General features: G+C 48.5%; 10 protein-coding genes. All 10 read right to left on the minus strand.

The features are described 5' to 3' along the window. Positions 1 to 9: 9 nt before the first annotated feature. On the minus strand, positions 10 to 690 hold the full coding sequence (locus MRBLPE1_RS20055; RefSeq protein WP_364148779.1) for a DnaD domain protein: 681 nt from the start codon (positions 688 to 690) through the stop codon (positions 10 to 12). 34 nt (positions 691 to 724) lie between these two features. Then, on the minus strand, positions 725 to 1,927 hold the full coding sequence (locus MRBLPE1_RS20060) for an acetate kinase (RefSeq protein ID WP_364148781.1): 1,203 nt from the start codon (positions 1,925 to 1,927) through the stop codon (positions 725 to 727). Further along, positions 1,927 to 2,799 carry a 3-hydroxyacyl-CoA dehydrogenase family protein gene (locus tag MRBLPE1_RS20065; RefSeq protein WP_364148783.1) on the minus strand — a complete coding sequence of 291 codons (873 nt, stop codon included), beginning with the start codon at positions 2,797 to 2,799 and terminating at the stop codon, positions 1,927 to 1,929. Before MRBLPE1_RS20065 ends, MRBLPE1_RS20060 begins: the two co-directional genes overlap by 1 nt. A gap of 150 nt (positions 2,800 to 2,949) precedes the next feature. Continuing rightward, positions 2,950 to 4,443 (minus strand): AAA family ATPase, encoded by a 1,494-nt coding sequence (locus MRBLPE1_RS20070; RefSeq protein ID WP_364148785.1) that lies wholly within the window; start codon positions 4,441 to 4,443, stop codon positions 2,950 to 2,952. A 1-nt stretch (position 4,444) separates the two neighbouring features. After that, complete coding sequence (locus tag MRBLPE1_RS20075) at positions 4,445 to 4,975, minus strand: hypothetical protein (protein ID WP_364148787.1); 531 nt, start codon at positions 4,973 to 4,975, stop codon at positions 4,445 to 4,447. A 114-nt stretch (positions 4,976 to 5,089) separates the two neighbouring features. After that, positions 5,090 to 5,587, minus strand: a complete 498-nt coding sequence (locus MRBLPE1_RS20080) for a DUF5590 domain-containing protein (RefSeq protein WP_364148788.1) — start codon at positions 5,585 to 5,587, stop codon at positions 5,090 to 5,092. Positions 5,588 to 5,619: 32 nt separating this feature from the next. After that, the gene (locus MRBLPE1_RS20085; RefSeq protein WP_414698904.1) at positions 5,620 to 6,921 is read right to left on the minus strand and encodes an amidohydrolase; all 1,302 of its coding nucleotides are present in this window, start codon (positions 6,919 to 6,921) and stop codon (positions 5,620 to 5,622) included. Further along, positions 6,902 to 7,558, minus strand: a complete 657-nt coding sequence (locus MRBLPE1_RS20090; protein WP_364148790.1) for a redox-sensing transcriptional repressor Rex — start codon at positions 7,556 to 7,558, stop codon at positions 6,902 to 6,904. The genes MRBLPE1_RS20085 and MRBLPE1_RS20090 overlap by 20 nt, the downstream gene beginning before the upstream one ends. Next, positions 7,555 to 10,461, minus strand: a complete 2,907-nt coding sequence (gene dinG / locus MRBLPE1_RS20095) for an ATP-dependent DNA helicase DinG (protein ID WP_364148792.1) — start codon at positions 10,459 to 10,461, stop codon at positions 7,555 to 7,557. The genes MRBLPE1_RS20090 and dinG overlap by 4 nt, the downstream gene beginning before the upstream one ends. Before the next feature lie 16 nt (positions 10,462 to 10,477). Further along, on the minus strand, positions 10,478 to 11,212 hold the full coding sequence (locus MRBLPE1_RS20100) for a hypothetical protein (protein WP_364148794.1): 735 nt from the start codon (positions 11,210 to 11,212) through the stop codon (positions 10,478 to 10,480). Between the last annotated feature and the right edge of the window lie 107 nt (positions 11,213 to 11,319).

Below are 11,319 nucleotides of genomic sequence, written 5' to 3' on the forward strand. Positions count from 1 at the left end.
GCCTATGGCTTAGCCTCTTCCTCCGCGAAACTTCTGCGCATGCGCGCGAGCCTCGTCTGCATTTGTTACCCTGTTGCGGCTCCATTCAATCAATATCCGGTCAATGTACCGCAGGCTCAGCTTGCCTGCAAAGACGGCTTCCTTCAGCGCAAAACGAATGATTTCATCCGTATAGCGATCATGGTCAAGCCAGCCGGAAATCGTCTCGCATTCGATGGGCGATAACAATCTTCCGAACTCCTGCTCGAATACGCTGAACAAATCCGAAGCCGGGGCCTGCTGCTGCCGAACGGGCTGCCGCTCCGCTTTTTTTGTTTCCCGTTTTAGGTCAGACGTAAGCGAAGTTGCTTTAAGCAGCCATCCCGTCCAATTGTAGCGTTCGGACTGCCTGCCTGTTGAGCTGTCCATATACTCGTCAATGGTTAAAAAATCTTCCTTCATCAAGCGCCCGAGCAGCTGACCAACCTCTTTTACGGTCAGCCCCATTCGCTCAGCCAGCTCCTCAGGTGTGGGAAAATCATTCCGGTCGGCATCCATGTAAACCATGATCTGCAGCAGCAGCATCGCTTCCGTGTCCGACAATCCAAGCTGGCTGTATGTTCTCAGCAGCATTGCGGATACATATACGCCGCCCTCCTGCAATGCTGAGGCCATACCATGCGAGTAAGCCTTCCATATCTCGTTGTTCACTGCCAGCTGCCTCCTATATTAACCTTAACGACATTTAGGCTTGTTTCACCAAGTTATAAGTATCTCTTGCGATCAGCAGTTCTTCATTCGTTGGAACAACGAGTACTTTAATTCGCGAACCGTCCGTCGTAATTTCACGCGTATCCTTGCGTCGCTCCGCGTTGCGCTCTTCATCGAGCTCGATGCCAAGAAACGAAATGCCCTCACAAATCGCTTTACGCAGCGCGACTGAATTTTCGCCGACCCCAGCCGTGAACACGATCGTATCTACGCCGTTCATCGCAGCCGCGTATGCGCCGATATATTTTTTGACCCGGTAAGCATACATGTCAAAAGCGAGCTTGGCATTCTTGTCGCCATCGACCATCGCCTCGGTAACCTCGCGCATATCGCTGCTTATCCCCGAAATCGCCAGCATTCCGCTATGTTTGTTAAGCATAGAATTTACTTCATTTAATGTCAATTCCTCTTTGTTCATGACAAACGGTACGATAGCTGGATCAATATCGCCGCTTCTCGTCCCCATCATAAGACCCTCGAGCGGAGTCATGCCCATGCTCGTGTCAAATGATTTTCCGTTTAAAATCGCTGCACAGCTCGCGCCGTTACCGATATGGCAGGTAATCATTTTTAGCGATTCCAGCGGTTTATTCAAATGCTGCGCTGCTTTCGCGCTTACATAGGAGTGCGATGTTCCGTGAAATCCGTATCTGCGTATTTTATGGCGGCGGTACAGCACGGTGGGAATCGGATATAAATACGATGTGTTCGGCATGGATTGGTGGAATGCCGTATCGAAAACGACCGCTTGCGGAACATCCGGCAAGTTCGTTTCTACGGCTGTAATCCCCATCATATGAGCCGGGTTATGCAGAGGAGCTAAGTCAAACAACCTGCGTATCTCCAGCTTAACCTCCTGCGTAACAAGGACGGAGCTGCTAAACACCTCGCCTCCATGAACGACGCGATGACCGACAGCTTCGATTTCATTCAAATGGCTGATCGCGCCGAATTCCGGATGCGTCAGCATATCGATGACCCGTTTAACAGCGGTAACATGATCGAGTATTTCACTTACATTACGAATCTCCGGCTTATCAATTGGCTCATGCGTGACAATGGAAGAATCCATTCCGATACGCTCTACGCGGCCGCTCGCCAGCACGGATTCATTCCTCATATCGTAAAGCTGATATTTTAACGAGGAGCTTCCTGCATTGATGACTAGTACTTTCATTAGATCCGGTCCCCATCCTTATCATATTTAAAGAAGCCGACGCCTGATTTGACGCCTAAATGCCCGGCACGCACCATTTTTTTCAATACAATGGACGGACGGTATTTGAGCTCGCCGTATTCACGGAACATTCGGTCAAGTGCCGCAAGCACGGAATCAAGTCCGAAACGGTCGCACATCTCAAATGGGCCATGCTGGAACGAATATCCGATACGCATGGCGCTGTCGATATCCTCCGCGGATGCCACGCCTTCCTCCAAAACATGGAGGGCTTCATTGATGAACAAACAGATAAGGCGGGATGTCACGAAGCCGGGAGATTCAAAGACCATGACTCCTTTTTTGTGAATGACCTCTTCCACGAAATGTTTCGTCCGCACGAATGTTTCCTCCGAAGTTTTCAAACCGCGGACGATTTCAACCAAATCAATCTTGAACACGGGATAGATAAAATGCATGCCGATCACGCGATCAGGCTTACTCGTTACGCTGGCAAGCTCCGTTAAACTAAGCGTCGATGTATTGCTCGCAAGGATGACATTCGGTCCGCAAATCCGGTCAATCGTTTCGAAGACCGCTTTTTTCTGATCCAAGTCCTCCGTAATCGTTTCAATGACCAACTCGCAAGCCGTCAGCTTCTCATAGCTGGTTGTTGCCTCTATTCTATTCATAATGAGCTTTTTCTCCGAATTCGTGAGCGCCCATTTTTCTATTTGCTTGTCAAGGCTTACCTCGATCATTTGTTTCCCGTATTCAAGACGCTCGTCCGAATGCTCAATAATGATGACATCCAATCCTTTTGAGGCAAGCATTTCTGCGATTCCCTGCCCCATGGTCCCTACGCCTACCACGCCTACTGTTTTTATATGCAATGTATTAGCTCCTTTAGTATGGCAAGTCTGCTTCTTATAACGATTTGAAAAGATTCTATGCCATTATAATTCAATCTTATTATAACGGTTTTCATCAAAAATAGAAGGCGGATAGACACTCCGCCTTCAAATTGTAATAATGTAAACGTTTTATGCCGCCGTACTTGTCTTAAACAGCGTTCTAAACTCGTCGCCGCTAAGTGTTTCCTCACGCAGCAGCGTTTCGAGCGATTGCGTAAACACGTCTCTTTTGGATTCTAACATTGTTTTGGTTTGCAGCATAAGCTCATCTAATATCATGCGATTCGTAGCTGCCCATACTTCCTTGGTCAACATGGACGCATCGATGATGCCTAACTCGGTCAAACCGGATTCTACCAGCGTTTTCACAACGTTCATCGCTTGCTCGAAATCGCCTCTCGAACCGGTGCTTCGGTCGCCATAGAACATTTCCTCCGCAGCGGCTCCTCCAAGCGCAATCATGATCTGTCCGTTTAAAAACGCTTTGGTATACAAATATTGGTCCTGTTGAGGATTATGGCGCACATAGCCCAGCGCCTGTCCTCGCGGTGACAAAGCTACCTGCGAAACACTGCCTGGACGAACAAGCTCCGCCATTATCGCATGTCCAAGCTCATGAAGCGCAATGCGCTCGCGTTCTTCCTTCGTCGCTTCCCGATCCGTTTTCTCGCCCATCATCACTTTATCAATCGCCATGGAAAGATGCTTTTCCGAAATTTGTTCTCTGCTCTCCCGCATCGCATAGATCGCCGCTTCATTCATGACGCTTTCAAGCTGGGCTCCCGAGAACCCAAAGGATTCTCTTGCGATGCGATCCAAGTCAACCCCGTTTTCAATAGGCTTATTGTTCGCGTGAATGTTTAAAATATGCAGCCTGCCCTTTTTATCCGGTAGATCGACGCCGATATGGCGGTCAAAACGTCCTGGCCGCAAGAGAGCTCCATCGAGCATTTCCTTGCGGTTGGTAGCCGCTATCAGCAATATGCGCGGGGATTCGTTGGCATAAATGCCGTCCATCTCCGTCAAAAGCTGGTTCAAGGTTTGATCGTATTCCCGCTGCTGTCCGCCGTCACGTTTTCCCCCGATGACTTCAATCTCATCGATGAAAATGACCGCGCTGCTTTTTTTCGCTTTGTTTGCTTTGGTACGCGCTTCTTTGAATAAATCCCTCACGCGTCCCGCGCCGACGCCGACATACATCTCAACGAATTCACTGCCTGATGCGGCCAAGTATATGGAATCCGTATACTGAGCGGCAGCTTTGGCCAGCAGAGTTTTACCGGTTCCCGGAGGTCCCGCCAATAAAATGCCTTTTAGCGGCCGAATACCCAGCTTCTTTATTTTGTCTTGGTGAACAAGGAAATCAAGCGCTTCGATAAGCTCCTGCTTCGGCCGCTCCTGCCCTCCGATTTGATCAAAGGTAAATGGCGCGGATTTCTCCCCCGAACGCTGCCTCTGACTTGTCATGGCCGTAAGCTTGCCTCTGCCGCGCGCAGTATAAACGAGTGCAAAACCAATAGCCGCGAGCATCAGCATAGGGACGACATTTTGTCCGATAAAGATTAAAAACGCGATCACAACAGGTACGAGACCTATCGCGATTTCTGTTCCGTATTTTCTCATATTACCATGCCTCCAATTGGGCTGAGATACGTGGCAGTACGACGTATTTCACCGCTTCTGGATTTTTTAAAGTAATATATACGTTTTTTTCATCCATTTCCGTTGTTACCGTTACATCTTTGTACGCTTTAGCCGTTTTGTTCATCGCTTCCGGAATGCTCGAATAGGTTTTGGTCTCCATGGCTTCCGCAATATCAAACATAGACGCATACCATAGATCTTCAAGCTGCTTATTCGATTTCCCTTTAAACTTCAACGTAAGCACACGGTTATCGAATACATCCTTGCCGTTTGCCTCTATTCTCTCATATACATCGCGAAGATTCGCATCCTCGTTCAATTCTATCGTTATGGTTACCTGCTCGTTATCCATTACCGGCTTATCTGAAGAAACAACGCCGGCTACATCTTTCGCAACCTGTTCTAACGGTGCTGCAACAGCCACTTGATTGTAAATGGCCCAGCCTCCGAATAAAACGGAAGCCGAAATGGCAGCCGTAATCACTATAGGTATCACTCGCGGTCTCAACATTTGCAAAATCCCTCCCGCAGCATTTTATATGGTCATTCCGTATATCAATTCCTCTATACGAGAGTATATCATACTTTGGGGCAAGATGCGTACTGCAAAAATAGGAAAGGAGCCTTACGGCTCCGTCCTCGATGGCAGCTTATAGGAATCAATGAAGGCTCCATTATCAAAACGATAGAAATCATAATGATAGCGAGCCGGATTTTCTCCGTCGCTGTAATATATTTCCCATACCCGCTGATCATCAAGCAGGCCGGGCTGAATTCTTTTCACAACTGCATTCGGCTGTTTGCCTTTAAACGTATTTTTAAGGTTTTGCTCGGAAATTCCCTCTGATGCTTTGATCACCTCGGACAGCTTCTCCTCTGTTAACCATACAAATACGTTTTCATTCTCTTTATTGATGCCTTCGATAACCCATGTTTCTTTATCCCATGTATGATGATAGACCTTGTCGACCTCAGTAAGCCCGGCAGCTTCTATGGCTTGCTTCTTGGCTGCTTTAATCGCCGTCCATTGCGAATCCTGTATATCACGGAAATAAATAAACCCGACTGTTAAAAGCAGCAAGAGACAGGCGACGATAACGAATAACCATCGCTGCAGCGTCATGAACGGCGGACGTTTCCTTGCTGTGGCGCGCATTAGGCGTTAAGCAAGCGATCGAAGCTCGCCTGCGCCTCATAGCGAATTTTCTCCTCGTCGAGTAAGGTGCATTCGCCGTTTTTCAAAACCTGGCGCCCGTCGATCCATACATGACGGACATCCCGGCCGGAACCGGAATAAACCAAATGCGACATCATATCTGTCTTTGGATAGAAATGAGGCTGCTCGATATCTATCGCAATGAAATCCGCTTTCTTGCCCACCTTAAGGCTGCCAAGCTGATCCTCCTGCCAGATCGATTTTGCACCGTAAATTGTGCCGAGCTTCAATGCTTCCGAAGCCGGTATAGCCGTTGGATCACCCGATACGCCTTTATGCAGCAATGCCGCGAAACGGATTTCTTCGAATAGGTCGAGGTTATTATTGCTTGCTACGCTGTCTGTACCTAAGGATACCGTTACGCCTGCCCGCAGCAGTTTCGGCACGCGGGCGATTCCGCTTGCCAGCTTTAGATTGCTAACGGGATTATGCGATACGGCTACCCCCTTGGCTGCAAGCAATTCAATCTCGGCGTCATTCAAATGAACCGCGTGGGCAACGAGTGCCGGACGCGAGAAAAATCCTAGGCGATCCAAATGCTCGACGGGGCGGAGACCGTAGTCTCTGACATTTTGCTCAACCTCGGCGAGGGTCTCCGACATATGGGTGTGCAGAGGCAAATTGTAATCATGCGCGGCCTGCACGAAACGTTCAATATATTCAGGAGGACAAGTATATGGCGCATGCGGCGAGATCATCGTCGTAATTCTGCCGTCCGCTTTACCGTTCCAATCGCGCGCAAAAGCAATCGCTTCCGTGAGCTTGGCTTCTTGCACCGCAGGCGGACATAGACCGATAACGCCCCTCGTCAAAACGCCTCGGATTCCGCTTTGTTCAACCATTTGCGCAACCTGGTCCATGCGGTCGTACATATCAACGAATGCCGTTGTTCCTGAACGCAGCATTTCCACGATGGCAAGTGCACTGCCGGCGCGTGTATCTTGGTCCACGTATTTGCCTTCCATCGGCCACATCTTCTGTTCCAGCCAAACCTGCAAATTTTGGTCATCCGAATAGCCGCGAAGCAAGCTCATGGCGGCGTGGCCATGCGTATTGATAAGACCAGGCATAAAAGCGAGCTTGCTGCCGTCTATCTTTTGAACCGCTTCAGAAAGCTGCTCGGGAGCCGCCGTGCCTATGTACGTAATCCGGTCGCCGGTAACGACCATATGTCCCTTGAATGACGGGTTTTCATCATCCATAGTTATAAACAAACCATTTTCAATCCAAATCTGACTCATTCTGCGTTTCTCCTTCTCTAACTAAATAATAGGCTATGCTTAGCAATTCCCTCGTAAAATCCGCATTTTGAATGCGCACCTCATCGGGCACCCGCAAAATAGCCGGCGCGAAGTTTAGAATGCCCTCCACGCCAGCCTCCACGAATTGATTAGCGACGTTTTGCGCCTCAAAGGCTGGAACCGTGATGATCCCGATCCGTATTTTTTGTTCCTCAACCGTAGCGTTAAGTTCGCTCATTGGCAGTACGGTCAAATTATTGATACTCGTACCGATCTTGCTGGGATGCACATCGAAAACCGCAGTGATTTGCATATTATCCTTGGAGTATTTGTTGTAATTGCACAAAGCATGCCCCAAATTCCCCGCGCCGACAAGCGCAACTTTAATCGTCTGGTCAACCTTTAGAATCTGGCGGATTTTTTCTATCAAATATACAACGTCGTATCCGACGCCTTTTCGGCCAAATTCACCGAAGTATGCAAGATCCTTGCGGATTTGTGCCGGATTCAAATCAAGCTTTGTGCCTAAGTCTTGGGAAGAAACGGTTTGAATTTCTCGATTCACCATTTCATTCAATACTTGGAGATAAACAGGAAGCCTTCTGACGACAGCCTCCGATATTTTCGTTTGCTTCATCGCTTCTCCTCCTCCGTGCTTGTTTCGTTGTGGTGAACCAATGTTTCGGCTGCCTTCCCATCGCTTAACCACTCCCGCATCCGCAGGATCATTTGGTCCGTATGCATCGTTTCGATCTTGGGCCCAGGCAAGGAGTACAAGAAATGCTTGCCGTAATAGGTGTCGATCACCCTTGTATCGTAAATGATTACGATTCCTTTATCCTGAGACGTTCTTACCAAACGGCCGAACCCCTGCTTAAAGCGAATGACGGCTTGCGGTATAGACAGCTTCATGAACGGGTTTTGCTTTTGACGCTGCAGCATTTCCGCTTTTGCTTCCGCCAACGGATGGCTGGGCGGCTGGAATGGCAGACGCACGATCGCAAGGCAGATCAGCGCTTCGCCCGGTATGTCTACGCCCTCCCAGAAGCTGCTTGTGCCGAGCAATACCGATTCAGGCGTTTGCCGAAAGCGCCTAGTAAGCTTTGTTCGGTTCCCGCTGTCGATGCCTTGCCCCAACACTTGGATGCCAGAGACGGTTAGCTTTTCTTTTAACGGCTCGTATACTTGCTTAAGCATCCGGTACGAAGTAAACAATACAAGCATGCGGCCCTTCGTTTCCTTGGCTGCATCCGCAAGCGACGCGACCAGCATTTCCAAGTACGTGTCATCGACGGATACTCCCTTCAAAACAGGGAAGTTCCTCGGGATGACCACCAGCGCTTGTTCCCTATAATTAAACGGAGAGGGAAGCTGCACGGTTTTTAACCTGCCTTGTTCTTCATACCCCGTCAAGCCTAATTGCTCTTCGGCATATTGAAATGATTTCTGGACGGATAACGTTGCAGACGTCAGCACGATGCTTTCTTTTACATCGAAAAAGTACTTTTGCAGCTGAGCGCTCACATCGACGGGAACGCCGTAAAGCTGCACGGAGCGATAACGGTAAACGCTGCTTGCTTCGATCCAAAACACGGAATCCGTCAGCTCCAATTTGATAAAGGTCCGGAGTTCATCCTTCAGACGGGTTAAATCGCGGACAGCTCCGTTCAGATCCGTTATTAGCGCCTGCACGGCTGAATCGTCAACGCGGTCTTTAATGTCCGTTACCATCTTGTCTACGGTACGAACCACGCGGTTAAGCTCGGTATGCAAATTCCCCTCTACCGTAACCCCGTCCTCCCAGCCTGCGGGAAGCTCGTTTTTTTTCAGCCTGCAAACCGATTGTCCGTTTTCGGTCGGGCCATCCGTTGACGTAGACGTGAAGCTGTAGAACATTTCAAACAGCTTATCCCAATGCTCTTTTATTTCTTGAAAAATGGGAATAACCGTATCGATCGTCTCTAACCAGGAAGCCTGATGGGCGTCATCCTCATACAGTAGCTTTTGACGAAGCCCCGGCAACAGCCCTGAACGCGCATCTTTATAGAGACGGAGCACGGCCTGCGTCAAGGAAAAATAATTGATCTGCATGCCAAGATGCTTGCCCGCCACCTCTTCCACATGATGCGCTTCATCAATAATAAGATGTGTGTACGTAGGCAGTAAGCGATGATCCGCTTGGACATCGGTAAACAGCATGGAATGATTCGTTATGGTAACATCGGCTATGTTTGATTCATGCTTTGCCCGGTGGTAAAAACATCGCTTAAACCATGGACAGGCACGATTCAAGCATGAATCCGTATCGCTCGCCACGGTCGACCAGAAATCGGAGCCTTTGTTGCCGAAATTCAGTTCTTCTTGATCGCCGGTCTCCGTCTCACCCAGCCAAACGACCATTTGCGCTGCCGTAACCGTATCTTCAATCGGAGAAACCAAGTCCTTTGTGTTTACTTTTCCTTCAAATTTTCGCAGACATAAATAGTTGCCTCTGCCTTTGAAGATAGAAGCTTTGAATTCAAAAGGTAAAATTTCATCCAAAAGAGGCAAGTCACGTTGTCTCAGCTGTTCCTGCAAATTAATCGTATGCGTGCTTACAACGACTTTTTTACCGTTTTGAATGCCATAATAAAGCGCGGGAATTAAATAGCCCAGCGACTTACCCGTGCCCGTGCCCGCCTCGATCAGCAAATGCTGGTTTTGGTTAAGAGCGCTGTACACCTCTTGAAACATTGCGACCTGCGCTTCCCGCTCTTCATAATTTTCGAACTTTTGTTCAAAACGGTGCCTGACATCGGCTAAGTAGTTATCGAATGAGACATCCGTTAACGGCATCGAATTAACGCTGCCTGCGCGCGGCGGCTGTTCGTCGCTCCATTCCCGCACTTTTAGAGCGAATTGATTGAAGTAATCATATTCATTGGATTCGAATACGGTCCGATACTCCATTTCCTGCTGGGTATGCTTAATAAACCAGCTTAAATCGCTTCCGTCATCAACAAGCGCGGAAAGCCGCTGCAAAGTGAGCAGCGGCAGTTTGCGAAGCTTTTTAACCGTCTCGATTAGCAATAACGCGGTTGCTTTAGCGTCGCTATCTGCACGGTGATGCTGATCATGCGGGATACCGAAAAGCTCTGTGACAGCTCCAAGCTGATACGTATTTATTGTAGGGTATAATATTCTCAATAGTTCAATGGTATCCAGCCTGCGTCCCGCAAAAGGACGTAAGGCGCAGCGCCCCAGCGCTTGGTTGAGAAATCCGGCATCAAAGCCGACATTATGAGCAACAAGCACTGCATCGTCCAAAAATGGGACAAGGCTGTCGATAACCTCTTTGAGCCTTGGGGCATCCGCAACAACCGATTCGTCTATGCCTGTCAGTTGTGTAATGAAGGCCGGTATTGGGATGTTAGGCCGAACAAAGGAGCTATACGATTCGATGATTTCAAGCTCATCAGAAACGATGACCAGCCCAACCTGCAAAATGTCATCCTCCGAGCTATGTCCCGTCGTTTCTAAGTCCAATACTGCAAATTTCATTCATTCCCCGATCCTCTCACAAACAGCACAGCTCCGTGCTTCCGAAATATAACGATAATTGCTTGGGCGTTTCTTGGCATGACTTCAGGTTGTTTAATGGATCCTTGAAGCTTGGGCATACATCATAAGCCTTGATAAATAATTGTTCTGCTTGCGCCAAGTTCATATGCACCGCCTGAATGCACCCTAGCGCATTATAGCCCATTGCCAGCCATTTGGGGAAGTCCGTTAATACAATTAACAATTGAAAATGCCGCTGCGCCTCGCTCCAATTTTGGAGATGCATGTGGGTCATGCCTAAAAATAGCCTTGCCAAATTGCATTCAGGCGATTGAATAATGACGGATTGAAATTGTACTGCCGCTTGCGAAAACATAAATAACTTATAATAGCCTTGACCTTTGGATATGACGGATGCGAGCTCATCTGGAATTTCTAAATCCGCTGTGTTGCATGGCGCAGTTTCGCTGACCGGAGGAAGAATTTGCTGAGCCGCTCCTGTGGAGGCATGCGCCTGTGGTATTGCCGACGCCGTTGGCATTGACTCCCCCGCCAGCTCGCAATGCTGCTCCTTAAACTCTGCAAACTTTTCCTCGAAATCGAGCCACTGCTCAATAAACGTATCGCTGACCTTTTTAAGCTCATTCATTTGCTCGTCGTAATGCTTTTTTTCCTGGACATCCGCATTTTCATACTGCTCAATGATTTGATCGAGCATGTCGTTCATGGATGAAAACATATGCTGGAACATACCGCATCCCGCCTTCGCCAAAGAATTAAGGAGTGTTATGTTCATTTTTTGTTTTAACGCGGTTTTTCATACAACAACCCATTCGTTACATAATGCAGGGATTGTCG

The sequence above is a fragment of the Paenibacillus sp. LPE1-1-1.1 genome, from assembly GCF_040676435.1.
In the GTDB taxonomy this organism is placed as follows: Bacteria; Bacillota; Bacilli; order Paenibacillales; family Paenibacillaceae; genus Pristimantibacillus.